Annotated in this window: 23 protein-coding genes and 2 pseudogenes; 17 read left to right on the top strand and 8 right to left on the bottom strand. The window is 43.3% G+C overall.

The window, feature by feature from the left end; translation table 11 throughout:
* Window positions 1-75: 75 nt before the first annotated feature.
* The 3 genes from QNI08_RS11665 to QNI08_RS11655 form a co-directional block, all read right to left on the bottom strand.
* Window positions 76-567, bottom strand: coding sequence for a YajQ family cyclic di-GMP-binding protein (locus QNI08_RS11665; protein WP_285767605.1), 492 nt, complete (start codon window positions 565-567; stop codon window positions 76-78).
* Between the two features lie 125 nt (window positions 568-692).
* Window positions 693-824 (bottom strand): DUF3941 domain-containing protein, encoded by a 132-nt coding sequence (locus QNI08_RS11660; protein ID WP_285767604.1) that lies wholly within the window; start codon window positions 822-824, stop codon window positions 693-695.
* A 68-nt stretch (window positions 825-892) separates the two neighbouring features.
* On the bottom strand, window positions 893-1,759 hold the full coding sequence (locus QNI08_RS11655; RefSeq protein ID WP_285767603.1) for a DegV family protein: 867 nt from the start codon (window positions 1,757-1,759) through the stop codon (window positions 893-895).
* A gap of 156 nt (window positions 1,760-1,915) precedes the next feature.
* Here QNI08_RS11655 and QNI08_RS11650 point away from each other — a divergent pair, with 156 nt between their 5' ends.
* Together QNI08_RS11650 and QNI08_RS11645 are read left to right on the top strand one after the other, a co-directional pair.
* A complete protein-coding gene (locus QNI08_RS11650) occupies window positions 1,916-2,758 on the top strand; it encodes a YitT family protein (protein ID WP_285767602.1) in 843 nt (280 codons plus the stop codon).
* A 135-nt stretch (window positions 2,759-2,893) separates the two neighbouring features.
* A pseudogene (locus QNI08_RS11645) lies at window positions 2,894-3,136 on the top strand (KGG domain-containing protein); the annotation flags it as partial.
* 51 nt (window positions 3,137-3,187) lie between these two features.
* Here QNI08_RS11645 and QNI08_RS11640 read toward each other — a convergent pair.
* The 3 genes from QNI08_RS11640 to QNI08_RS11630 form a co-directional block, all read right to left on the bottom strand.
* Window positions 3,188-3,385: a DUF3813 domain-containing protein gene (locus QNI08_RS11640; protein WP_285767601.1), complete on the bottom strand. Its 198-nt coding sequence runs from the start codon at window positions 3,383-3,385 to the stop codon at window positions 3,188-3,190.
* On the bottom strand, window positions 3,385-3,531 hold the full coding sequence (locus tag QNI08_RS11635; protein ID WP_057912450.1) for a hypothetical protein: 147 nt from the start codon (window positions 3,529-3,531) through the stop codon (window positions 3,385-3,387). Before QNI08_RS11635 ends, QNI08_RS11640 begins: the two co-directional genes overlap by 1 nt.
* A 103-nt stretch (window positions 3,532-3,634) precedes the next feature.
* Window positions 3,635-4,450 (bottom strand): Cof-type HAD-IIB family hydrolase, encoded by an 816-nt coding sequence (locus QNI08_RS11630; RefSeq protein WP_285767600.1) that lies wholly within the window; start codon window positions 4,448-4,450, stop codon window positions 3,635-3,637.
* Between the two features lie 201 nt (window positions 4,451-4,651).
* On the opposite strand from QNI08_RS11630, the gene QNI08_RS11625 reads away from it, so the two are divergent.
* The 3 genes from QNI08_RS11625 to moaA all read left to right on the top strand — a co-directional run bounded on the left by QNI08_RS11625 (window position 4,652) and on the right by moaA (window position 6,993).
* Window positions 4,652-5,440 (top strand): alpha/beta fold hydrolase, encoded by a 789-nt coding sequence (locus QNI08_RS11625; protein WP_285767599.1) that lies wholly within the window; start codon window positions 4,652-4,654, stop codon window positions 5,438-5,440.
* Window positions 5,441-5,562: 122 nt separating this feature from the next.
* Window positions 5,563-5,871: a metal-sulfur cluster assembly factor gene (locus tag QNI08_RS11620; protein ID WP_061143046.1), complete on the top strand. Its 309-nt coding sequence runs from the start codon at window positions 5,563-5,565 to the stop codon at window positions 5,869-5,871.
* Window positions 5,872-5,979: 108 nt separating this feature from the next.
* Complete coding sequence (gene moaA / locus QNI08_RS11615; RefSeq protein WP_285767598.1) at window positions 5,980-6,993, top strand: GTP 3',8-cyclase MoaA; 1,014 nt, start codon at window positions 5,980-5,982, stop codon at window positions 6,991-6,993.
* A gap of 209 nt (window positions 6,994-7,202) precedes the next feature.
* On the opposite strand, the gene QNI08_RS11610 is transcribed toward moaA, so the two are convergent.
* Complete coding sequence (locus tag QNI08_RS11610) at window positions 7,203-7,892, bottom strand: Crp/Fnr family transcriptional regulator (RefSeq protein WP_285767597.1); 690 nt, start codon at window positions 7,890-7,892, stop codon at window positions 7,203-7,205.
* 232 nt (window positions 7,893-8,124) lie between these two features.
* Between QNI08_RS11610 and argC the strand changes: the two genes are divergently transcribed.
* The 10 genes and pseudogenes from argC (at window position 8,125) to clpB (ending at window position 22,176) form a co-directional block, all read left to right on the top strand.
* On the top strand, window positions 8,125-9,171 hold the full coding sequence (argC, locus tag QNI08_RS11605) for an N-acetyl-gamma-glutamyl-phosphate reductase (protein WP_285767596.1): 1,047 nt from the start codon (window positions 8,125-8,127) through the stop codon (window positions 9,169-9,171).
* A gap of 16 nt (window positions 9,172-9,187) precedes the next feature.
* The gene (argJ, locus tag QNI08_RS11600) at window positions 9,188-10,420 is read left to right on the top strand and encodes a bifunctional ornithine acetyltransferase/N-acetylglutamate synthase (protein WP_285767595.1); all 1,233 of its coding nucleotides are present in this window, start codon (window positions 9,188-9,190) and stop codon (window positions 10,418-10,420) included.
* A 15-nt stretch (window positions 10,421-10,435) separates the two neighbouring features.
* Window positions 10,436-11,209: an acetylglutamate kinase gene (gene argB / locus QNI08_RS11595; protein WP_285767594.1), complete on the top strand. Its 774-nt coding sequence runs from the start codon at window positions 10,436-10,438 to the stop codon at window positions 11,207-11,209.
* Window positions 11,206-12,357, top strand: coding sequence for an acetylornithine transaminase (locus QNI08_RS11590; protein WP_285767593.1), 1,152 nt, complete (start codon window positions 11,206-11,208; stop codon window positions 12,355-12,357). The genes argB and QNI08_RS11590 overlap by 4 nt, the downstream gene beginning before the upstream one ends.
* A gap of 84 nt (window positions 12,358-12,441) precedes the next feature.
* Entirely contained in the window at window positions 12,442-13,524 is a 1,083-nt protein-coding gene (locus QNI08_RS11585; RefSeq protein ID WP_285767592.1) for a carbamoyl phosphate synthase small subunit, read from the top strand.
* Window positions 13,517-16,636 (top strand): carbamoyl-phosphate synthase (glutamine-hydrolyzing) large subunit, encoded by a 3,120-nt coding sequence (locus QNI08_RS11580; RefSeq protein ID WP_285767591.1) that lies wholly within the window; start codon window positions 13,517-13,519, stop codon window positions 16,634-16,636. Before QNI08_RS11585 ends, QNI08_RS11580 begins: the two co-directional genes overlap by 8 nt.
* Window positions 16,633-17,592, top strand: a complete 960-nt coding sequence (gene argF / locus QNI08_RS11575; protein WP_285767590.1) for an ornithine carbamoyltransferase — start codon at window positions 16,633-16,635, stop codon at window positions 17,590-17,592. Before QNI08_RS11580 ends, argF begins: the two co-directional genes overlap by 4 nt.
* A gap of 138 nt (window positions 17,593-17,730) precedes the next feature.
* Window positions 17,731-17,908, top strand: a pseudogene (locus QNI08_RS11570) (YjzC family protein).
* A gap of 256 nt (window positions 17,909-18,164) precedes the next feature.
* Window positions 18,165-19,124, top strand: a complete 960-nt coding sequence (locus QNI08_RS11565; RefSeq protein WP_285767589.1) for a fumarylacetoacetate hydrolase family protein — start codon at window positions 18,165-18,167, stop codon at window positions 19,122-19,124.
* 457 nt (window positions 19,125-19,581) lie between these two features.
* Window positions 19,582-22,176: an ATP-dependent chaperone ClpB gene (gene clpB / locus QNI08_RS11560; protein ID WP_285767588.1), complete on the top strand. Its 2,595-nt coding sequence runs from the start codon at window positions 19,582-19,584 to the stop codon at window positions 22,174-22,176.
* Between the two features lie 74 nt (window positions 22,177-22,250).
* On the opposite strand, the gene QNI08_RS11555 is transcribed toward clpB, so the two are convergent.
* On the bottom strand, window positions 22,251-22,442 hold the full coding sequence (locus QNI08_RS11555; protein ID WP_285767587.1) for a YjzD family protein: 192 nt from the start codon (window positions 22,440-22,442) through the stop codon (window positions 22,251-22,253).
* 294 nt (window positions 22,443-22,736) lie between these two features.
* On the opposite strand from QNI08_RS11555, the gene QNI08_RS11550 reads away from it, so the two are divergent.
* Both QNI08_RS11550 and QNI08_RS11545 read left to right on the top strand, forming a co-directional pair.
* Window positions 22,737-23,459, top strand: coding sequence for a hydrolase (locus QNI08_RS11550; RefSeq protein ID WP_285767586.1), 723 nt, complete (start codon window positions 22,737-22,739; stop codon window positions 23,457-23,459).
* 102 nt (window positions 23,460-23,561) lie between these two features.
* Window positions 23,562-24,389, top strand: coding sequence for a Rossmann-fold NAD(P)-binding domain-containing protein (locus tag QNI08_RS11545; RefSeq protein WP_285767585.1), 828 nt, complete (start codon window positions 23,562-23,564; stop codon window positions 24,387-24,389).
* Window positions 24,390-24,393 lie beyond the last annotated feature (4 nt).

The raw sequence follows: 24,393 nt of genomic DNA, 5'->3' as shown, positions 1-24,393 counted from the left end.
AGGGAAGAAGGTTTTGGCCTATAAAAACAAGGGCAAAAAAAAAGACCCTGCCCGTTCGGGTAAGATCTTTCATGATTAACGGTAATTCAAGAATTGGACGTCAATCGAGAGATCGGCGCCTCTGATCGCGGAAATGATTCCTTGCAAATCGTCCCTGTTTTTTCCGGTAACGCGAATTTGGTCATCTTGTATTTGGCTTTTTACCTTAAGACCGCTATTTTTGATGATCGTGTTTATTTTTTTTGCTTGTTCCTTATCGATGCCTTGGATTAGCTTGGCCCGTTGGCGAACGGTACCGCCAGAAGCACCTTCTAATTTGCCATAGTCCAGGTTCTTGATGGGTACGTCCCGTTTGACGAGTTTGCCGATAAGGACATCCTTTAATTGTTCAAGCTTATATTCATCGTCAGACACTAAAACGAGGTCTTCCTTTTCAAGGGTGATGCTGCTGACACTTCCTTTAAAATCATAGCGAGTCTGAATTTCCTTCATCGCCATGGTCACTGCATTCGTTACTTCTGAAAAGTCTACTTTGGATACAATATCAAATGAATTTTCCTTTGCCATCACTTACCTCCAGCAGGTTTTATTTCCTTCATTATAGAGAAATTGGGGAAGGAAGACAACCATATTAACCGTATGCTGAATCGGTGAGTACATGGTTAAAAAAAGCGGGGGAACAGCCCCATGCTTCATTTATGATCCGTTTTCTTCGAATAGGAGTGTTTACCCGCCGTGAGGTTTTCCTGATAAGCGACGTTTTTTTCGGCATTGATCGCTTGATTGTCTTTCGGTCTTTTATTGTTATCAGTCGTTTTGGACATAATGAAAACTCCCTTCTATAATCATGATCAATATTATGGTTCACAATGATAGAAGGAAGTATGTATGTTTATGAATTCTCAGGGGTATCGTTTAAGAAGAAGAGGGCAATTGTCCCAGGACCTGCATGAGCGCCAATGACGGAGCCGATGGTGTGGATCATGAAGTCGCTCGTCCCGAATTCATTTTGGATGGCTTCTTTCCATTCCAATGCCGTTTCTTCGTCATCCCCATGACTGATGGCGATCGTTTGGGTCGTTAAGTTTTTACCTCTTTCATGCATTAATTCGATGACACGTTTAAGCAATTTCTTTTTGCCGCGAATCTTTTCCAGTGGAACCAGCTTCCCGTCTTCCACGTGTAATAACGGTTTAATGTTTAATAATCCGCCAACAAGGGCAGATGTTTTGGAGATGCGGCCTCCGCGTGCTAAATATTCAAGATTATCCACCGTGAACAAATGCTCCATATGGCTTGTCCGAAATTCGATATCGGCTAGAATTTCTTCTTTGGATGCACCGCTTGCCGCAAGTTCTGCCGCTTTCTTGACGATCAAGCCGACACCCATCGAAGCGCATTTCGTGTTGATGATTTCAATATCGACATCAGGATATTCTTCCTTCACCTGATTAAGAATCATCACAGCTGTTTGGTAGGTTCCTGACAGCTCAGAGGAAAAGGCAATATAAATCCCCTGCTTTTGGTCCTTGGCAAATTGTCTGAAAAGTTCTATTAAGTATTCCGGGGAAGCTTGCGATGTTTTTGGAGCTTTTCCGTCAATCATCGCTTGATAGACTTCTTTAGAATGAATGGTAAGCAAATCTTCATAGTTTTTCCCATCAAGGTGGACTTGTAAAGGGATCAAGGATACATTGTTTTCCTTATAGAAAGACAATGGCAAATCACATGCACTATCTGCAAGAATTGTGATAGCCATAATACACCTGCTTTCTTTTTACAGTTTTTAGAAAATGAGACTTCATTCCACCTTATAGTGTAGCATGTAAACGCAAAAATTCAATCTCTGCGTAAGTAGAATAAATAATTATGGGTAAAAAGATAATAGGATAAGGGTGAAATGGAGGTTATTAGGATGTACAGTGGCGAAATGAAGAAAATCCTCATAGTTGTGGTCGGGGCATTCCTGAATGCTGTCGCGATGAACTTTTTTCTTATACCGGCAAATGTTTATGCGAGCGGCTTTACGGGAGTGGCGCAGCTTCTATCCCGAATGATAGGGTCCTTTGCTCCCTTTAATGTATCGACAGGGATTTTATTGCTGTTATTGAATATCCCCGTGACGATCATCGCGTGGAGAAAAGTTGGAAAGTCGTTTACGTTTTACAGTTTTCTTAGCGTTGCCTTAATGTCACTTTTCATGGAAGTGATCCCCATTACACGCTGGTCTCCTGACATATTGCTGAATGCCGTTTTTGGCGGAGTCATTGCAGCGGTCGGTGTCGGAATCACCTTGAAGTATGGCGCATCGACAGGGGGGATGGATATTATTGCCATGCTATTGTCGCGGAAAAAAGATAAACCTGTTGGGACTTACTTATTCTTGCTCAACGGAGTGATCATCGTGACGGCTGGAGCTGTCTATGGACCTGAAAAAGCTTTGTATACTCTCGTTACCCTTTACACATCGACTCGTGTTGTGGACGCAATACATACACGCCATGAAAAGCTTACAGCCATGATCATTACAAAGCAAAGCGAAGAACTCAAACAGGCTATCCATGCCAAGCTTGTGCGGGGAATTACAAGGGTGCCGGCAAAAGGAGGATTTACCAATGAAAACAAAGAAATGCTAATGATTGTCATAACAAGATATGAACTGTATGACCTTGAACGGATTATTAAAGAAGTTGACCCTCATGCTTTCACGAATATTATCGAAACCTCGGGCATTGTCGGCACATTCAGGAGGGAATAGTAACGGGCCAATTAAGACCATTACACTTTCGTTACAAATCGGTATTTACGGACGTTCATAGTTTATGGCTTGTTCAAAGCGGTTAAGTTTTATAGTGTAGCGCCAATTCAAAAAACTACCGAAGGAGTGATGGAAATGGCTAACGATGAAAAAATGAGCAGACAGGAAGCAGGACGTAAAGGCGGGGAAGCCACATCAAAAAATCACGACAAGGATTTTTTCAGGGAAATTGGACAAAAGGGCGGCAAAGCGACATCCAATAATCATGATAAGGACTTTTATCAGGAAATAGGCCAGAAGGGCGGAGAGGCGACTTCCGATTCACATGGCAAGGACTTTTATAAGGAAATTGGGGAAAAGGGAGGAAAGGCACGAAGCGGCAAAAATTAAAACAACGATGAAAGCCTCCAGGAAACTGGAGGCTTTCACTTATTTCGAGTGGTTTTCCAGATCTTCCTGGAATTCCCGAAGTTGTTCTTTCTCAGCCTCGGTCGAGTTGGCGAAGGCGGAGGAAAGAGCGTTTTTGGCGATATCCTCGGTATTACGCTGGTCACCGTCATGCTCATGCTCAGAGTGAAGGGCTTCTTCAACAAATTCTTTAGCTTTCTGGAATAGTTTATTTGCCATTAGAAGCCACCGTAGCTTTGTTCAGACATGATTCTCAACCTGTCTTTTTCAGCTTGTTCAAACGTGGTGTGATAAGGGATTCTTTCGGCATGCTTGGCAACACTTTCCTTGCCTTGCTGTACAAATCGTTTAGATTTACTACCCATACTTATCTCCTCCGATTCTGAGCGTTGTAACAACAGTAACAAATCTGTTGTCGATATTAGTTTGGCTTCGCCAGCATATTTTATGAAGGTAAAAAATGCCGCATCAGAACTTTAAGTTGAATTTATCTTCAAGGAAGACGGCTATTCCATCTTCTTCATTCGACAATGTCGTCAAATTTGCGACCGTCTTTACAGGTGAAATGGCATTTCCCATGGCAACGCCCGTTCCTGCATAATCGAGCATTTCCAAGTCATTGTCCTCGTCCCCGAATGCGATGATCCGGTCTTGGGGGATTTCCAGATATTTAGAAATGCGTTTTAGACCGACTACCTTGCTTAACCCGCTTTTAATGATTTCAATGATATGGAAAGGCTCTGCCCAACGGCGATGATCGACCAATTCGGCATGGACATCGGATAAATGCTGACGAATCGATCCAACATATTCACTGTCTGTATGGATGAGCATCGATGTAGGGGAGTCCTGAAGGAAATTGCGCAAGTCCCCCGTCTTCATGGTTGGATTGCCTACATTGAACATGTCCATCAATTTTTGGTCATGATGATGGACGTAGACGTCATCACGGACTTCAGCGATGATGTTATGATATTTAAATTGATCGCAGGCCTCCACGATATCCTTCGCAACGCTTATATCAAGCGGAGAATGATATACCCCCCAGCTTGTCTGTAATGGATGATGGACGAAAGCTCCATTGAAATTGACGATGGGTGTAGTCAAGCCCAATTCGCGGTAATATAGTTCGCTTGAACGAAACGGACGACCGGTGGCAATCATGATTTCATGTCCATCTTCTTTTAATTTAAGTAAAGTTTGTTTAGTTCTTGTAGAAATGGTTTTGCTATCGGTAAGTAAAGTACCATCAAGATCCAATACGATCAAATGCTTCTCAGCCATGAACACACCTTCTATTCTTTTTGATTTCATTATATGCCAATATCGTTATGCCTATTTTAAAGTAAATGTAAATCTTTTTCATTCTTTATGCATTCCTGTATGATATTACTATATCGAGGATTATAATACGTAGAGCGAAGGACAGGTTTCATGGAGTGATATGGGAAACATTTTAGGGTGAAAATATTCGGAGGGGTTAACTTGATCATAATTGAAAAAGAAAAAATAGGACAAATTCCTGCTTTGCATTTGAGTGAACAGGCGGCATTCCATCAGGAATTGCCGCTTATCATCTTCATACATGGCTTTCAAAGTGCGAAAGAACATAATCTTCATTATGCCTATCTATTGGCCGAAAAGGGGTTCCGAGTGCTACTTCCTGATGTGATTCATCATGGGGAAAGGGAGTCTGGTTTAAGCGATTCCGAAATGATGCCCCTTTTCTGGGAAATGGTTTTACAGACGATAAAAGAATTATCACTGCTTAAGGATGATTTATTATCGAGAAAATTAATTGATCCTGAACGGATTGGCGTAGCGGGTACATCAATGGGGGGCATCGTGACGAACGGGGCACTTGCCGCTTATGAATGGATAACGGCCGGGGTCAGTCTAATGGGCAATCCATCATATGTCGCGTATGCAGAACTCCAAATCGAAGAGATCAAGAAAAGGAAATTGCCATTCCCGATAACCGATGAGGAAGTCGGCAAAGTGATTGAATATCTCAAACCATATGATTTGAGTCTCAATCAAGATAGGCTAGCCAATCGCCCGCTTCTTTTTTGGCATGGAGCTAAAGATCCGGTCGTACCTTATCACCATGCGTATCAATTTTATGAAGGTGTCAAATCTGGGTATGGTGAGGCAGTCGGGAAAATCGAGTTCATCCTCGATCCAAAGGCAGGCCATAAGGTCAGCAGGGAAGGAGTGCTTAAGACAGCAGGCTGGTTCCAGAAACATTTGCTGCCAACTGTGCAAAAAGCTTAAGTACTTGCGCGAAATCTGTTATGATTCTAATACAGACATAGTGTAAAGTCTAAATCGGGGCAAATTACATGAAACCGATTCATTTTAAACTGTAGAGATTTTTAAGAGAAGGAGTGATTGATGTGGATCAAGATACAAAAGACGTTATTCTTGGAGCTTTGGAGCAGGTCATTGACCCTGAGCTTGGTATAGATATCGTGAATTTAGGCTTGGTGTACGATGTGGACATGGATGAAGCCGGTCTGACAACTGTTACGATGACGTTGACCGCTATGGGCTGTCCGCTAGCCGGGACAATTGTCGATCAAGTGAAGTTGGTCCTTGAAGATATACCGGAGGTCAAGGAAACGGATGTGAAGATTGTCTGGAGTCCGCCATGGACCAGAGACAAAATGTCCCGATATGCCAAGATCGCACTGGGAATCAAGTGATCGTCAACGAATAAAATGGGGAACCAGTCTCATGATAGTGAATCCTTCATAAGGGTGAAGCTTTTATGGTCTGGTTTTTTCTGATACGCCCGGGTGAGGAGTGGTTAATTGAATAGACATATAAAGGATTCCTTAAGCAGGCCACTGAGGGATTTGAGAATATCCGTCATCGATCGGTGTAACTTCCGCTGTCAATATTGTATGCCAGCAGAAATTTTTGACGATAAGTTTCCATTCCTGCCAAAAAGTGAACTTTTATCTTATGAAGAAATCGTGAGGGTTTCGAAGATATTTGCTGAATTGGGAGTAAAAAAGCTTAGATTGACGGGCGGGGAACCACTGTTACGGAAGGAACTTGCCACACTGGTAGCTGAGCTCGTAGCTATTGACGGGATAGAAGATATAGGATTGACCACGAATGGCGTGTATCTGGAAAAACACGCCGAAAAACTGAAGGCGGCTGGCTTGCAGAGAGTGAATATCAGCTTGGACAGTCTCGATGATGACCTTTTTAAGAAAATGAATGGCAGGGGTATCGGGATAGGACCGGTAATTCGCGGCATAAGAGCTGCCAAAGACGCTGGTCTTGGCGTTAAAGTGAATATGGTAGTGAAAAAAGGAACCAATGAATCGCAGATTCTTCCTATGGCCCGCTTTTGTAAAGAGCGGAACATGACATTGCGATTCATAGAATTCATGGATGTTGGCCATACAAATGGCTGGCAGCTGAAGAATGTGATAACGAAAAAGGAATTGCTTGATATGCTTCAAACTGAATTCGACGTTGAGCCTGTGGAAGAAGAGTATTATGGAGAAGTCGCAAAACGCTTCCGATATAAAGGGACGACTACGGAAGTTGGCTTCATCACATCCGTCTCCGAGTCTTTTTGTTCCAGCTGCACAAGGGCCCGTCTATCAGCCAATGGAAGCCTTTATACATGCTTGTTCAACGGCAAGGGCCATGATTTGAAGTCGCTGCTCCGTTCCGGCATGGCGGATGAGGAATTGACCGATTACATCATTTCATTGTGGAACGATAGAGATGACCGATATTCGGATGAGCGGGTAACGGGAACGGTGAAAGGGCAGGAAAAAATCGAGATGTCATTCATTGGCGGTTAATCGGGCGCCATCCCGAATTTAAATTGTATACGGTAAGTGAACGAGGATGATTGCCAACAGCATTCATCTTTTTTTTATACGATTTTTATGCATCATTTTACTTGTCATGAATCACATGGTGTATAATTCCCGTCAGTAAAATGATGCAATGTTCCTGGTTGAAAAGTATGGGGGATCAGTCCGTATTCATTGTTCAAAACGTGGGGGGTTCAATGAATCGTACAGATTTCGATTGGACAGTTTTCGCAATCGATTTCTTGTTTTAAATAATCTATGTCAAGGATCGTAATGAGTCCTTTTTTAATTGAGACCACCTCATTTTTCCTTAAATGAGCGAGCATTCGATTGACCACCTCTCGTGATGTGCCGCAAAAATTGGCGAGTTCTTGGTTGGTAAAAGAGAAATTGATGACTTTTCCATCTTCGGTATCCTTACCATAGCTATTGGATAAGCGGATGAGAGTGGAGTAAAATGCCCCTTTTTTACCATGCAGGAGCATATCGCGGAATTTTGCCTGATTCCTGCGATTTTGAGCGGATAGCCAGGTTATCGTATCGATTGCCAGGCTGCTGTCGGAGGAGATTTTCTTCTCCAATGTTTCTTTTGAAATTACTGCAACATGGCCGTCCTCCAACATTTTGGCATTCATCATATATTTGGGATTTTTGGAAAAAAGGATGGTTTCTCCCACCAAGTCATTCTCCGAACAAATGCGCAAAGTTAAATCTCGGCCGTCTGGAACAGCCTTGCTCAGCTCCACTTTGCCATTTAATATGTAATATATATCATCTGCAGGGGTGCTTTCGTGAAATAGGAAGCTCCCCTTTTCCATATGTTTAATGTTGCGTTTATGATCTAAAAGGGCGTGCATTCGATTTGCTAATGAAAATCCATTCATGTTATTACCACCTTTTACGTATAGGAATATCCAATTACTACCTTTGATTTAAGCGGAAAAATAACTAATGGTCAACACATTTGGATAAATGTAGAAACTTTATAACCTGGATTATTTTGAGGAAATTAAAGTCTGAAATTTTATAAAAATACATTTGATTTTATTTTTATTCAGTCATATAATAATAGAATCAAAGATTGACAGGAACTAAAAAATACAGGAGATGGTAAATTTGTTCGTATCGATTGTAGGAGCAACAGGTTATGGGGGACTGGAATTAATCAGGATTTTGAATAATCACCCGCATTTAAAAATAAAATCCTTACATACTTCCTCCCGATTTGGCCGGAGTTTATATGAAGAAAATGCACATTTAATGCATATGAAGGATAAATTGGATGAAATTGATCCTGAGTCGATTGCAAAAAGCTCGGATATCGTATTTCTCGCGACCCCTTCAGGTGTTTCATCGCAATTGATATCGGAATTTTCAGACCTCGATATTAAGGTGATCGATTTATCCGGGGATCTTAGGCTTCAAACCCCTGGTGAATATGAGTACTGGTATAGGAAACCGGCAGCGCCTCAGGCCATCATTGAAAAAGCCGTGTATGGGTTGCCTGAATGGAATGCAGGTTCGATAAAGGAATCGATCATTGTTGCCAATCCAGGGTGTTATCCGACGGCATCACTTCTGGGTCTTGCCCCTTTGTACACGACAGGGCTGGCCGGAGCCAATTCGGATGTGATCATCGATGCGAAATCCGGAGTTTCCGGGGCGGGAAAATCACCTTCAGCTGTTACACATTTTAGTGAAATGAACGAGAATTTCAAGATATATAAAGTGAATCAACATCAACATATACCGGAAATCGAGCAGCAGCTCGGACGCTGGTCGCAGGCCATGGAGCGGATACAGCCTGTTACCTTCAATACGCATTTGGTACCGATGACCCGGGGGATAATGGCAACGATGTATATACAGCCTAATCGTCAAACCTCATCTTCAGAATTGGTCGATTTATACAAAATGGTTTACGAGAATCATCCATTTGTCAGGGTACAGCCACTTGATCAATTTCCATCCACAAAGCAAGTGTACGGATCGAATTTTTGCGATATAGGCGTCGCCCAAGATGAAAGAACAGGTAAAGTAACGGTGGTTTCGGTCATCGATAATTTAATGAAGGGCGCTGCGGGCCAGGCCATTCAAAATGCCAATCTATTAATGGGACTGGAAGAAACGGCAGGTCTTTGGAACAGTCCGCTTTATCCTTAAAATTTGGAGGGGAAAAATGAATACATTACAGATAGTCGAAGACATCAAACTGATTAAAGACGGCACCATCCTAATGCCTCAGGGCTTCAAAGCGTCAGGCGTACATGCTGGATTGCGTTACTCGAAAAAAGACGTTGGAATCATTTTTACAGAAACACCGGCTTCAGCCGCCGCGGTTTATACCCGGAATTTAGTTCAAGCTGCTCCAATCGATGTAACAAAGGAAAGCATAGCTGCAACAGGGAAACTTCACGGCATCGTTGTTAACAGTGCTTGTGCGAATGCTTGTACGGGCGAACAGGGCATGAATGATGCAAATGAAATGAGAAAGCTTGCCGCGAAAAAATTCGGTTTGGAGGATCATGCATTTGCAGTCGCTTCTACCGGTGTGATCGGCGAATATATGAAAATGGAAAAAGTCAAAGAGGGCATTGAGGCATTGCTGCCGGAGAATACACCAGAGGCTGCTGAAGCTTTTGGTAGCTCCATATTAACAACGGATATCGTAACGAAGAGTTGTGGTTATGAAACGCTCATTGACGGCAAGACAGTGAAAATGGGCGGAGCAGCGAAAGGGTCGGGAATGATCCATCCAAACATGGCCACGATGCTCGGCTTCATTACAACGGATGCTGCCATTGAGCCTGGGGATTTACAGCTTGCCTTATCGTCGATTACCAATGATACATTCAATCAAATCACGGTCGATGGCGATTGTTCTACGAATGACATGGTATTGGTGCTGGCGAATGGAAAGGCGAATAATGAGCCTCTGACGCCTGCACATAACCAATGGTCCATTTTCCTGGAATTATTGAAACAAACGTCCGAAAATTTGGCCAAACAAATCGCCAAAGACGGGGAAGGGGCCACGAAACTGATTGAAGTGAATGTCCATGGCATGCAAACGAAGCAAGATTCCCAGATGATGGCGAAGACGATCGTGGGTTCGAATCTAGTGAAAACGGCTGCTTTTGGTGCGGATGCGAACTGGGGACGAATCATAGCGGCGATGGGAAGAAGCGGAGTGACATTCCAGCCTGATCAAACAACGATTGCATTTGGGGATATCGTCGTACTTGAGAATGGTGAACCGGTCCAATTTTCTGAGGAAGAAGCAAAAGCCTACCTTGAAAATGAAAGCATCATCATTCATGTCTTTTTAAAGGATGGGCAGGAAACAGGAACGGCATGGGGCTGTGATTTAACTTATGACTACGTGAAAATAAACGGAAGCTATCGTTCTTAAGGGGTGTTGAACAGGATGAATATATTGGTCATCAAGTGTGGCGGCAGCATCATCAATGAGTTATCCGAGTCTTTTTTCCATAGTGTGAATCAGTTGCAGAATCGGGGCTATCATATTGTTTTTGTCCATGGCGGCGGTCCTGACATCAATTCGATGATGGAGAAATTTGAAATCGAACCTATTTTCGAAGACGGATTAAGAAAGACGACTGCTGAAGTGTTGGAAATCGTCGAGCTCATGCTGGCTGGCAAATCGAACCGCAGTCTCGTTCATAAATTGGAAGCGCACGGAATCAAGGCAGTCGGCTTGAATGGATCTGATGGCGGAATTCTTACAGGCGAGTTCATCGATGAACACAAACTTGGAGCTGTTGGGGAGATACAGCAAGTCAATACGGAATTGCTGGGGGTTTTATTGGAAAAGGGATATTGTCCGGTACTGACACCAATTTCGACAACCAAATCGGGCTCGAAATTGAATGTGAATGCTGATATGGCTGCAGGATCTGTGGCCAAAGCTATGTCGGCTGAAATGTGTCTGTTTGTGACCGATGTTAAAGGGGTCCTCAAGGATGGGCAAATCATTGAAAAATTGACAGAAACGGAAACATTGGGCTTGATTATGGATGGAAGCATCCATGGCGGAATGATTCCAAAGGTCAATACAGCACTATCGGTGCTCAATAAAGGGGTTGGGGAAGTGATGATCATTAGCGGGAAAGATGATTTTTATGCAGCTGAACAATTCATTGGAACGAAATTTCTTCAGGAAGAAGGGGTCATACAGTGAGCAATTTATTTCCTACATATGCAAGGTGGAATATTGAGCCGGATACAGCCATAGGAATGAAGATAATAAGCACAGCAGGAAAAGAGTACCTGGACTTTACATCGGGAATAGGGGTCTTGAATCTTGGCCATGGACATGAGTCGGTGAAAATGGCCGTCATGGAGCAGCTAAATAAATATTGGCATGTATCAAATATGTTTCATAGTTCGATTCAGGAGCGGACAGCAAAAATGCTGTCGGATGCCTCAGGTTTAGGCTCGGTGTTTTTTGCCAACAGCGGTGCGGAAGCGAATGAGGCTGCTATCAAGCTGGCACGTAAAGCTACCGGGAAAAGCAAGATCGTCACATGTCAGCAGTCTTTCCACGGACGGACATTTGCAACGATGGCAGCAACGGGACAGGAAAAAATCAAGACAGGATTTGGACCGATGCTGGAGTGCTTCAAATATGTTCCGTTTAATGACAATGATGCCATGATTGCAGCGATTGATGGAGATACGGCCGCAGTCATGATTGAAATCGTTCAAGGAGAGGGCGGCATCCATGTGATAAATCAAACCTATTTGGACACGATCCAACTGCACTGCCAAAAACATGGTGCTTTGCTAATCATTGATGAAATCCAAACCGGGATAGGACGTACGGGGAAACCATTTGCCTTCCAGCACTATAATGTCCAACCAGATATCATTACCTCCGCAAAGGGACTGGGAAACGGATTGCCGATCGGGGCAATGATCGGACGTGAAAAGCTTGCGGAGCATTTCAATCCTGGAAGTCATGGCTCGACTTTTGGCGGCAATCCTGTTAGTGTTTCCGCAGCGGAAGCTGTCCTGAAGGGAATTTTCAAACAAGGGTTTTTAAAGGAAACGGTGCATAAGGCTGAATATCTTAAGAGCGCATTGGCAAACGCATTAAAGGACGCTGCAGAAGTGAAGGAAATTCGCGGGCTTGGAATGATGATAGGGATTGAGTGCGAACAAGATGTACAGGAATTCCTGGCTGAGCTTCAAGAAGAAGGCTTACTTGTACTGAGTGCAGGCCCTAAGGTGCTTCGGCTGCTCCCTTCGCTTACAGTCACAGAAACAGAAATCGATATCGCGGTTAAGAAAATAGAAAAAGTACTGGCAATCAAGCAAACTGTCTGAATTGCTTGAATTTTTATAGAACAAAATGAATAATTATGCTATTCTATATATAAATATACATTGTCTACTACAGAGGTGAAGAATATGAAAAACTATCTATATTTAGAGAATGGTTCCGTTTTTGAAGGGGAGCTGCTGACTAAGCCGACTGAAAAAACGACCAACGGAGAAATCGTCTTTTTTACAGGAATGACCGGATATCAAGAAGTTTTGACCGATCCTTCTTATAAGGACCAAATTGTCATTTTCACCTATCCCCTCATTGGAAATTATGGGATCAATGAACATGATTTTGAAAGCAAAAAGCCGCATGTTGCCGGCGTCATAGTTTATGAAGGAAATATGAGCCATTCTCATTACCAGGCAAAATATTCGCTTAGTGATTATTTAGACAAGTGGGATATTCCTTTGTTAAGCCATGTTGATACAAGGGCGGTCGTAAAAAATATCAGGCAGGAAGGCTCGATGCAGGCCGTCATCACCTCGAAAGAAGGATTCGCGGTCAAACCATGTGCTGATGTTATTACAGCCCATGTCGCCGGAGTATCGACAAAGGTGGTAAAAAGCTTTGGAGAAGGTGACAAGCATGTAGTGATGATGGACTTCGGGTATAAGAAATCCATTTTGAATTCATTGGTTGAGCAAGGCTGCAGGGTCTCAATCGTACCCTTCGATACTGGTTTCGAACAAATCAAGGAACTGCAGCCGGACGGCATTTTGCTTTCAAATGGGCCTGGGGATCCAAAACAGCTGGAATATCTTTTAGGGAACTTAAAGAAGATCATTACGCAATTTCCAACAATGGGCATCTGCCTTGGTCATCAATTAACCGCCCTTGCTTTTGGGGGTAATACAAAAAAAATGCTGTTCGGGCATCGCGGTGCGAATCAGCCCGTGGTCGATTTGAAAACGAAAAGGGTGTATATGAGTTCTCAAAATCATAGCTACGAAGTGGATGAGCCAAGCTTGCAGGGTTCAAAACTCCAAGTTCGCTTCAGGAATGTGAATGATAGCACAGTCGAAGGCCTGATACATGAAGATTTGCCGATTTTCACTACTCAGTACCATCCAGAGGCAAATCCAGGACCAATCGAGAGCTCAGAACTATTCAAAGATTTTTTACAGATGATAAATGACTATAGCGGGAGAGAAAAAGCCTATGCCTAAGGACAACATGATACAGACCATTTTAGTGATCGGTTCGGGTCCGATTGTCATCGGGCAGGCCGCCGAATTCGATTATGCGGGTACTCAAGCCTGCCTTGCCTTAAAAGAAGAAGGATATAAGGTCATTCTTGTGAACAATAATCCGGCAACGATCATGACGGATGATATGAATGCCGATGCCGTTTACTTTGAACCTTTGACAGTAGATGTGCTTGAAAAAATCATTGCCAAGGAAAAGCCTGATGGCCTGCTCGCTACATTAGGAGGGCAAACAGGATTGAACCTTGCCTATCAATTGGATGATGCAGGTGTGCTTAAGAAGTATGATGTGAAACTATTGGGTACACCGATTGACTCGATCAAAAAGGGAGAAGATCGTGAATTGTTCCGTGAGCTGATGCTCGAAATCGATGAGCCGGTCCCGGATAGTACAATCGTTCATACGATGGAAGAAGCATTAGCCTTCGCAGGCAAAATCGGTTTCCCGATTATCGTTCGGCCTGCCTATACACTTGGCGGGACAGGTGGCGGGATTGCTGATTCCCTGGAATCATTCAAGGAACTTGTTCGGGGCGGACTCCAAGAAAGCCCGATTACACAGTGCTTGATTGAAAGAAGCATAGCCGGATATAAAGAAATCGAATATGAGGTGATGCGTGATGGCAACAATACGTGCATCACCATCTGTAATATGGAAAATATCGATCCGGTCGGTATCCATACAGGCGATTCCATCGTCGTGGCACCTTCTCAAACTTTATCGGATGATGAGTTTCAAATGCTGCGTGCCGCGTCCATCAAGATCATTTCTGCATTAGGCATCATCGGTGGCTGTAACATTCAATTTGCGCTTGATCCCAATAGCAAACAATATTATTTAATAGAAGTGAATCCGCGCGTCAGCCGTTCCTCGGCACTGGCTTCCAAGGCAACGGGATATCCCATTGCCCGCATCGCCGCAAAGCTCGCCGTCGGTTATCATTTATCTGAATTGATCAATCCTGTAACGAAAAGTACATATTCAAGCTTTGAGCCTGCCCTTGACTATGTAGCTGTGAAGTTCCCAAGGTGGCCATTTGATAAATTCGCCTCCGCAAACCGAAAATTGGGAACACAAATGAAAGCAACTGGTGAAGTGATGGCTTTGCACCGCAGCTTTGAGGCCGGGGTTCAAAAAGCCATCGATTCATTGGAATTAAAAACGAATGGCCTGCAGCTTTTATCGTTGAGGGATAAATCCGTTCCAGAACTGTGGAAAAAACTTGCCGAAAAATCCGACGAACGAATTTTCGTCATATTCGAGATGCTTCGTAAAGGTGTGACAGTTGAAGAAATCCACGAAGCGACGATCATTGATTATTTTTTCCTTCATTCCTTCGCTTCGCTTATCGAAAAGGAAACTGAAATCACGTCCAAATCAATTCAATCGGTTACTAAAGAAGAACTGCAGCTATGGAAGGAAAAGGGATTCTCCGATCGTTACCTAGCGTCCGCCTGGAATGTAAGTGAGATCGAAGTGAGGGCCCACCGAAAAGCGCTGGGCATTATTGCTGTATACAAAACGGTAGATACTTGTGCAGCAGAGTTCAGCTCACATACGAACTATCATTATTCGACATATTTCGGTGAAAATGAGCAGAAGAAAACGAATAAAAGGAAGGTATTGATGATTGGCAGCGGCCCTATCCGGATCGGACAGGGAATTGAATTCGATTATTGTTCCGTGCATGGAGTTTACGCACTCCAGGATGAAAATGTTGAAACAATCATGATCAATAATAATCCGGAAACGGTAAGTACCGACTTTGCCACCGCAGATCGCCTCTACTTCGAGCCCTTAACATTGGAGTATGTATTGAACGTAATTGAATCGGAAGATATCGAAGACGTCATCGTCCAATTCGGCGGGCAGACCGCGATAAATTTGGCGAAGGGCCTTGAGGATTACGGTGTGAATTTGTTGGGCACCACCTTCGATACCCTTGATCAATTGGAGGATCGCGATCGCTTTTATCAACTCCTGCAAAAATTGGAGATTCCGCATGTACCAGGAGCTATGGCGAATGATGAACGGCAGTTACTCGAGTGTTCCGAGGCAATCGGCTTTCCAATCCTTCTGCGTCCGTCCTATGTCATTGGCGGTCAGGGCATGGAAATCATTCGTACGAGGGAGGGGTTGATTCAAAGACTGGAAAATGGGGCAGCACTCGTTTACCCAGTGCTGATCGATTCCTATATTCCAGGTAAAGAAGCGGAAATCGATTTGATTGCGGACGGGGTGGACCTATATATTCCAATCATTGCCGAACATGTAGAAAAGGCAGGCGTCCATTCAGGAGATAGCATGGCATTATTGCCGGCCCAAACCTTAAGTGATGATATGAAAGCTAAGATGGCCCTTTATGCTCAAAGGCTGGTAACAGAGCTAGGTTATAAAGGACTCATGAACATCCAATTTTTGATTGAAGGAAAAAGCGTATATGTATTGGAAGTAAATCCACGCGCCAGCAGGACAATTCCGATCATCAGTAAAGTCACTGATGTATCCTTAGTGCAAGTCGCGACAAAAATATTGCTCGGGAAATATTTATTGTCGGATGTGTTCGAAAAGACGGGATTAATGGAAGACATTCCGTACAAAGTCGTCAAATACCCAGTTTTCTCAACATTTGCCTTAAGCGGACTTGATTCCAAGGTAGGGCCGGAAATGAAGTCGACAGGTGAGGGTATTGCGGTCGGTAAAACAGTAAAAGAAGCTTTGGCAAAAGTATTTCATGCTCAAAAGGCCCAACCTGCTACAGGAGTTTACCAATCTCAATCAGTCCAGCTAAGTGAAGAAATACGTACGCACATTCAAGAGGCAGGTTTGACCTTATGTGATTCGGAATTTGAAAAATGGCTGAAAGATGGGAATGCCGCGATTGTTTTGGCATATGGAACAACAGCAGAAGATAAAAGGCTAAGACTGCTGGCCGCAAAATACCGGTTGCTTGCATTTACGGAAGAAGAGACCTTCAAGGCATATCTGAAATCAGCAGGTAATGCGGAGCTGGAGGTTACCTCACTTCAGGAATGGCTAATAACATATTCGAAAGGGGTGTCGCATGTATGAGTTCAATTATCGTGACGGAACAGAAGAAGATTTTAAATGGAAAAGATTTTTTGTCAATGAAAGAATCTGCACCCTCAGCCATAGCGGATCTGTTAAAGCTGGCTCAGGAGATTAAGAGGAAGTTACTGGCTGGAGAGGAATATACTCCTTTAAAAGGAAAGACACTTGGGATGATTTTCGAAAAATCGTCGACCAGAACCCGTGTATCTTTCGAAGTGGGCATGATGCAGCTAGGCGGGCATGCTTTGTTTTTAAGCGGGAATGATCTGCAGATAGGCCGTGGTGAGTCCATTTCCGATACGGCAAAGGTCCTTTCGGAATATATTGATGGCATAATGATTCGTACCTTCGAGCATGAAAAAATCCTCGAATTGGCTGAGAATGCTTCAATTCCAGTCATCAATGGACTGACGGACCTTGCCCATCCGTGTCAGGTGCTGGCTGATTTCTTGACGATCATCGAGATTAAAGGGGAGCTAAAAGGCTTGAAGATGAGTTATATCGGAGATGGCAATAACGTCGCCAATTCCTTGATGGTCGGCTGTGCAAAAATGGGGGTGGACTTTTCCTTAGGATGTCCAGATGACTACAAGCCTGATGAAAAAGTGGTTGCCTATGCCCAAAAAGTAGCGAAAATTACAGGAAGCACCATTGTTGTGACAACATCAGCACAGGAAGCGATTCAGGATGCGGACATTGTCTATTCCGATGTATGGACTTCCATGGGACAGGAAATCGAAAATGGAATTCGCTTGGAAGCGTTCAAGGAATATCAAATCAACAATGAACTGGTCAAACACGCTAAGGAGGATTATTTATTCATGCATTGCCTTCCTGCCCATAGGGGAGAGGAAGTAACGGGTGAAGTCATTGATGGACCTAATTCCGTCGTTTTCCATCAGGCTGGAAATCGTCTCCATGCCCAGAAGGCGGTTTTAGTGGATTTATTGTCTTAATTAAGGAGGCGTCCGCTCACAAGAGGACGCCTTTTTTTATACGGATCACCTTCATGTCCTTCATTCCTTCTTTTTTTTGACATGAAAGAAAAGAACTTGGCAATAATAACAAGGAAAGCATGTAAAGGGGTGAAATCTATGGGGCAAAATCGTCAATTCAAGCCAGGGCAGAAGGCACCTAATAATGGGACCTACGTAGAGATCGGCGAAACGGGCAGTACGGTCGTTAATCCGAATGGTAAAGCTTGAGGCAGGAGATGAATTCCCTGAAAATTCCAACCATAACCGGATATGGACTTATCAGCGCAAGCCTTAAAAAAAACCAAAACAAGGAAAAGGAGCTGTAAATCTCCTTTTCCTTGTTTTACAAGTGCGTGTTTCCCTGACCACCTTTAATATTGATTGAAAAGATTGATAGACTTAAGATTCTCGCCTCATCCATTTGCCATGTGATTATGGGAGTTTTATAATGAAATAGAAAATGTTTGAATGTTCGAATATTTCATCTTTTATACATAAAGAGCGGAGCGGAATGTTTCTGATAAAAGTAGATTAGTAAAGGAGAAGAGAATATGAAATTAGTGACTTTCAGTAAGGAAGGATATAAGCGGATTGGAGCACTTTACCCGAATGATGAAATAGTGGACTTGAACTATGCTTATCAAGCACTTCTTGAAAGTGAAGGAAAACTGCGCAGTGAACAAATTGCAAACGCGTATGTCCCCGCAGTGATGGTCGATTTTTTACAGGGTGGGAAGGAAAGCCTCGTCTTAGCCAAGAAGGCTGCTGACTATGCTATCGATAATCGTAAGTCGTTCAGACATACATTGATACATGCCATTGAGGATGTAAAGCTTGAGGCACCTGTCCAAAATCCAGGAAAAATCATATGTGTAGGTCAAAACTATCGTGAGCATATTGCTGAAATGGGTCGCGAATTGCCGCAGTTCCCGGTTATATTCGCCAAGTTCACCAATGCAGTGATCGGGCCACAAGACGACATTCCCTTCTTCCCAATCTCGGAACAGCTTGATTATGAAGCCGAATTCGCTTTTGTCGTCGGACAAAGGACACGTCATGTGTCACAAGAAGATGCTCTTGATTATGTAGCGGGTTATACCATTGCCAATGATGTTACGTATCGCGACATCCAGCGCCGTACAATTGAATGGCTTCAAGGGAAAACGGTGGAAGGAAGCGCTCCGATGGGCCCTTGGTTAGTCACTTCCGACGAGCTGCCCAATCCATCCGGCCTAAATGTTCGATTGACAGTGAATGGAGAAGAACGGCAAAATACCAATACCTCCAACTTCGTGTTCAATGTGAAGTATTTGGTTGAATTTTTATCCAACTTAATGACACTCGAGCCAGGGGACATCGTGCTAACTGGAACACCCGGAGGAGTGGGATTTGCACGCAGCCCGCAAGTGTTCCTGAAAGATGGTGATGTGGTCAAGATAGAAATCGATAAAATCGGTTACCTTGAAAACCGCGTAAGGCGTGTTGTTGAAGGGAATAGGATTGGTTATTAAGAAATTCGGTAGACAACTTGCGATGTTCACGCTGGAATTCAACATCTCAAATGGTCTCGCGGAATAAAATCATGTTTAGAAAGTATCCTCATCACAACAAGTTTGACTACGTCTATTTTGAAAAAAATGTATTTAGTCAAAAAAGTTCTATCTGGAAGGTAAAACAAAGTTGATTGGAACGGAGGGTACGAGACTACTGGGGAAATGCGAGTGCCCGGAGAGGAAGGCAACGTCCAAATTGTACAAGCCATAAAATAGTAACCAAACTCGATCGTCAAGTTTGTCAACAGTTTGACCTTTCTTCGTCATGAGGAAAGGTTTTTGCCTTTTTCTTAACGTACATTGTAGATTCAAGTTAACTTTTCTTTACATGGGGAAAATTAGAAGTATAATAAAAATATAAAGGTCAAAGTTGGTCAAACTAAAATCGTTCATGTAAAAGGGGGAGGTTATTAGGATGGATATGAATAGAATGACCGAAAGAACCCAGCAAGCATTCATCGGCGGACAAGAGCTAGCAAGCCAAATGGGGAATCCGGAGCTGACGGAGCTGCATTTATTGAAGAATCTACTGGAGCAGGATGATAGCTTATTGGTCAGGATTTTATCTGAATCCGATAAATCGCTGGATCAATTTGAGTTGGAGCTGGATAAGGAACTCAATCGTTTGCCGGAAGTGAGCGGGGGTGGTTCCCAGATTTACATGTCACCTTCACTGCAGCAAATTGTGACAGCCGCTGAAAAGGAAATGAAGGTGTGGGAGGATGAATATTTATCTGTCGAACATATTCTGCTTGCATCATTGAAAGGCAGGAACGCGAATGTAAACAAGCTTTTTTCATCATTTGGAATGGATTACGATAAAGCAAAAAGGATCATACAGGATGTAAGGGGGAATCAGCGAGTGACTAGTCAAAATCCTGAAAGCACATATGAAGTATTAAAAAAATACGGCAGAGATCTCGTCGCCGAAGTTAAAACGGGGAAGGTCGATCCTGTCATCGGACGTGATTCGGAAATCCGGAACGTCATCCGGATCCTTTCACGTAAAACAAAAAACAATCCCGTATTGATTGGTGAACCAGGGGTAGGGAAAACCGCGATTGTCGAAGGGCTGGCCCAAAGAATTGTCAGGAAGGATGTACCTGAAGGATTGAAGGACAAGACCGTTTTTTCACTGGACATGAGTGCGCTTGTCGCCGGTGCAAAATTCCGCGGTGAATTTGAGGAACGTTTAAAAGCCGTATTGAATGAGATTAAGAAAAGTGACGGTAAAATCTTGTTGTTCATTGATGAATTGCATACGATCGTCGGCGCAGGCAGAACGGATGGGGCATTGGATGCCGGGAATATGCTTAAGCCCATGCTTGCCAGGGGAGAGCTTCATTGCATCGGGGCAACAACGCTGGATGAATATCGAAAATATATCGAAAAGGACCCAGCTCTGGAGCGGCGTTTCCAGCAGGTACTTGTGCCAGAGCCAGATGTGGAAGATACGATTTCAATCTTGCGGGGGCTGAAGGAACGGTTTGAAATTCACCACGGCGTCAGGATTCATGATCGGGCGATCGTCGCAGCCTCAGTCCTTTCAAACCGATATATAACGGAGCGATTCTTGCCGGACAAGGCGATTGATCTTGTGGATGAAGCTTGTGCAATGATCCGGATGGAAATCGATTCAATGCCATCGGAGTTGGATGAAATCACGAGAAAGATCATGCAGCTTGAGATTGAAGAAGCGGCCTTGAAGAATGAAGAGGATCCTCAGAGTAAAGCAAGGCTGGAGGTGCTGCAAAAAGAACTTTCAGAACTTCAGGATCGGGCCAATGGAATGAAATCCAAGTGGCAGATGGAGAAGTCGGCACTGCAAAAGGTGCAGGACCAACGTGAAGAGCTTGAGAAGCTGCGTCATGAGTTGGAGCAGGCAGAGAATGACTATGACCTTAATCGGGCGGCAGAGCTCCGGCACGGAAGGATTCCCGAGCTTCAAAAAGAATTGGAAGCGATGGAAAATGAGCTGGAACAAGAAAAACAGGATTCTCGATTGCTTCGCCAAGAGGTGACGGAAGAAGAAATTGCTTCGATCGTGGCGAGATGGACTGGAATTCCTATTAGCAAGCTGGTGGAAAGTGAACGGGAGAAGTTGCTTCGTCTATCCGATATCCTCCATGAACGTGTCATTGGCCAAGGGGAAGCGGTTGACCTAGTTTCTGACGCAGTTCTAAGGGCAAGGGCTGGGATCAAGGATCCAAACAGGCCGATTGGTTCGTTCATTTTCCTCGGACCGACCGGTGTGGGAAAAACCGAACTGGTGAAAGCACTTGCAGAAACATTATTTGATAGTGAAGAACATATGATTCGAATCGATATGTCGGAATATATGGAGAAACATTCCGTTTCCCGTCTCGTCGGCGCCCCTCCTGGGTATGTCGGCTTTGAGGAAGGTGGTCAGTTAACGGAGGCTATCAGGAGAAATCCGTACTCTGTAGTCTTATTGGACGAAATTGAAAAGGCACACCCAGAGGTCTTCAATATTTTGCTGCAACTGCTCGATGATGGAAGGATTACCGACTCCCAAGGCAGAACCATCAACTGTAAAAATACGGTGATCATCATGACTTCAAATATCGGGTCCCATTTCTTGTTGCAATCCAACAGGGATGATGGCGGCATCGAAGAAGAAATAAAAGATCAAGTGTTCAAAGAATTAAGAGGACATTTCCGGCCGGAATTTTTGAATCGCGTAGATGACATCGTTTTATTCAAACCTCTTACAAAACAGGAAATCGTTGAAATCGTTGAAAAAATGGTTCAGCAATTACAAGTGAGGTTAACGGAGCAAAATATTCAGCTGACTGTCACTGAAGCCGCCAAGGAATTCATAGCTGAACAAGGCTATGATCCCGTATATGGTGCAAGGCCGTTGAAACGATTCATCCAAAAGCATCTGGAAACAAAAATCGCCCGAAAAATCATAGCCGGGATTGACGGTCAAACAGCTGGGATTACAGTCGATTTCGATGATGATGAATTGGTTCTCCCTGAAATATAGGAAATTCAGTTTAATGGAAAGAAAAAGACGGTATAACAAAAAGGACATCGAAAAAGGATGTCCTCTTTTGCTTCTTAATGCTGTTGGGAGTCTTCAGTTGGCCCAGCAGGCAAAATAGAAGGGATGATCAAAATCAGGATGGAAGCTGCTATTCCTAAAATCGATCCCTGTGCAGCATCGTATGAAACTCCCATCATGGAAGAAACAACATATACAGTCATATGCACTAATAAGAATGTCCAAAAAATTGTCCAAGCATAACGCATCGAATTTCACCTCATTCCACTACATTCATTTTTTATCTTACCATAATTAATATGCAGTTAAAACGGGTTTTTAATAATACCCTTCAAATAATTGAATCCATTCACCGAGAGGGACGTCCCAGCCCAAAAGAGGCGATATTAAAGGCCAGCACGGAAATCATTACGGTCCATGGGTGAAAAATCATCCCTGCTTGTTTAATTTAAGCTAGGAAGTTAGGCGTTTCCACTGACCCTTTCTATATTTCGTCATAAATTAATATTGTAGTAGTAATATTCCTTAAAGGAGTTTGACCGATGGAACAACGAACTTTTCAAATTGACGATCAATGGAATATCATCTATTATCCAGAGCGGCCCAGTGGTTTTTCCGTACTGGTAATTGGAGACCGCAGTCATTTTGTCGAAAAAGACAGCAGCTTTTGGCTTCAGCATCCAGGCAGGCTGCAAATTTTGGAATACCTCAAGAGTTATGGGTACACGTTATTTTCATCCAATTTATATGGAGCCAACTGGGGCAGCCCAAAAGCAACGGACCTTTCCCTTAACTTATATATTCTCTTCATGAAAAAGGAAATAGCCAATAAAAGGATTCATGTATTGGCAGAGGGGGCAGGCACTCTCCTCGCCCTGAAGCTAATGAATGAACTTGGCAGCAATATCCGATCTGTCGTATTGATCGATCCGATTTTCTCCTTGAAAGCCCAGCTTGGGAAGGAGAAGGAAAATAAATTTTTTTATAAAAAATGGCTGGCTGAGGTGGCGGCTGCATATGAGCTCGAACCAGCAGAATGTGAGAACTATATTTTGGAATCCGAAGAGCCGGTAATTGCGGAGAAAATACCAATGAAGGTGATTCAAGTTTTCGGCAGCATGCGGAAAGAGCAAGCTTCCCTTTACAGACAAATTCAGCTGGCCAGGAAGGCTGATCTGCAGTTGACATATTTACTGCCTGAAAAACGTTATAAAATCCCTTATCAAATCCAAAAATTTTTTAATGAAAATGAAGAGTCTTTATGAGTTTGGATATATTTCCACAATGGTTTGCATACGATACAGCATCTAAAAAAACCAGGAGTGCCGGATGAAGCAGGCTTGATGGCATAAGAGGAGGCTGTATTGATGCAAACATACATTGTGATAGGCGCTTATCAATTCATAGGTTTCTATGTGACCCAATATTTTTTGAACCAAGGTGAAGAGGTTATCGGGATAGATTGGGCTGATAAAGAGGATAGCCCATATATTATGGAAGAAAAGGAACTTGAAATAGGCAGAAGTGCCAACTACATTTATTTTCCGGTTAAAAAACTTAAGATATTGGATATTTCACGTCAGGACACCGTGTTCATATCTTGTTACGATATTCATAACGGGAAATCAGATAAAACTGAATGGCTGTTAAGTGAAATCGTTTCGTTCATTGAGAAATGCAAAAAGAATGGCTTGAGTGAAACGCCAAATATCGTTCTTTTCATGCCAGTCGAAGAAGAGAGGGTGTTTCAATCCATAATATCCTCGATTGAAGGCATAGATTCTGCGAAAATTCTATATTTACCAACGGTTTATGGACCTTGGCAATCGGAAGGAATGAGCTTTGAAGCTGGAATCAATCAAAGAGGACCGTCTGTTATTGAAGCGGCCATCACAAATGAATATAGGGGAGATGCCCTTTACGTTACCGATTTCGTGAATGCTTTGGAGGGGGTACTTAATTCTTCTTCCGAAAGGAGCATTCAATTATCGAGCAATATAGCCGATCACTGGAATGAATGTGCCAAGCATGTTTTTGATGGAGAAATTGCTTCATCATTTGCCCCATCAACGCTTTCAATCAAGAAAGGGAGCATCGTTGAGGTGGAATGTAAAACAGATCCGCAGGAAGGCGTGGCCTTACAAAGAAAACATAATAAACGATTAAGCTTACTTAAAAAGTGGAGAAAAGCGTAACGAA

It is taken from the genome of Peribacillus folii, assembly GCF_030271255.1.
Lineage (GTDB): Bacteria > Bacillota > Bacilli > Bacillales > DSM-1321 > Peribacillus.
This window is presented reverse-complemented; position numbering and strand designations above follow the sequence as displayed.

Coding starts and splice junctions, on each gene's coding strand:
- QNI08_RS11665 (WP_285767605.1), bottom strand. CDS start 567: ATGGCAAAGGAAAATTCATTTGATATTGTATCCAAAGTAGACTTTTCA.
- QNI08_RS11660 (WP_285767604.1), bottom strand. CDS start 824: ATGTCCAAAACGACTGATAACAATAAAAGACCGAAAGACAATCAAGCG.
- QNI08_RS11655 (WP_285767603.1), bottom strand. CDS start 1,759: ATGGCTATCACAATTCTTGCAGATAGTGCATGTGATTTGCCATTGTCT.
- QNI08_RS11650 (WP_285767602.1), top strand. CDS start 1,916: ATGTACAGTGGCGAAATGAAGAAAATCCTCATAGTTGTGGTCGGGGCA.
- QNI08_RS11640 (WP_285767601.1), bottom strand. CDS start 3,385: ATGGCAAATAAACTATTCCAGAAAGCTAAAGAATTTGTTGAAGAAGCC.
- QNI08_RS11635 (WP_057912450.1), bottom strand. CDS start 3,531: ATGGGTAGTAAATCTAAACGATTTGTACAGCAAGGCAAGGAAAGTGTT.
- QNI08_RS11630 (WP_285767600.1), bottom strand. CDS start 4,450: ATGGCTGAGAAGCATTTGATCGTATTGGATCTTGATGGTACTTTACTT.
- QNI08_RS11610 (WP_285767597.1), bottom strand. CDS start 7,892: ATGAATGGATTTTCATTAGCAAATCGAATGCACGCCCTTTTAGATCAT.
- argJ (WP_285767595.1), top strand. CDS start 9,188: ATGAATACATTACAGATAGTCGAAGACATCAAACTGATTAAAGACGGC.
- argB (WP_285767594.1), top strand. CDS start 10,436: ATGAATATATTGGTCATCAAGTGTGGCGGCAGCATCATCAATGAGTTA.
- QNI08_RS11585 (WP_285767592.1), top strand. CDS start 12,442: ATGAAAAACTATCTATATTTAGAGAATGGTTCCGTTTTTGAAGGGGAG.
- QNI08_RS11580 (WP_285767591.1), top strand. CDS start 13,517: ATGCCTAAGGACAACATGATACAGACCATTTTAGTGATCGGTTCGGGT.
- argF (WP_285767590.1), top strand. CDS start 16,633: ATGAGTTCAATTATCGTGACGGAACAGAAGAAGATTTTAAATGGAAAA.
- QNI08_RS11565 (WP_285767589.1), top strand. CDS start 18,165: ATGAAATTAGTGACTTTCAGTAAGGAAGGATATAAGCGGATTGGAGCA.
- clpB (WP_285767588.1), top strand. CDS start 19,582: ATGGATATGAATAGAATGACCGAAAGAACCCAGCAAGCATTCATCGGC.
- QNI08_RS11555 (WP_285767587.1), bottom strand. CDS start 22,442: ATGCGTTATGCTTGGACAATTTTTTGGACATTCTTATTAGTGCATATG.
- QNI08_RS11550 (WP_285767586.1), top strand. CDS start 22,737: ATGGAACAACGAACTTTTCAAATTGACGATCAATGGAATATCATCTAT.
- QNI08_RS11545 (WP_285767585.1), top strand. CDS start 23,562: ATGCAAACATACATTGTGATAGGCGCTTATCAATTCATAGGTTTCTAT.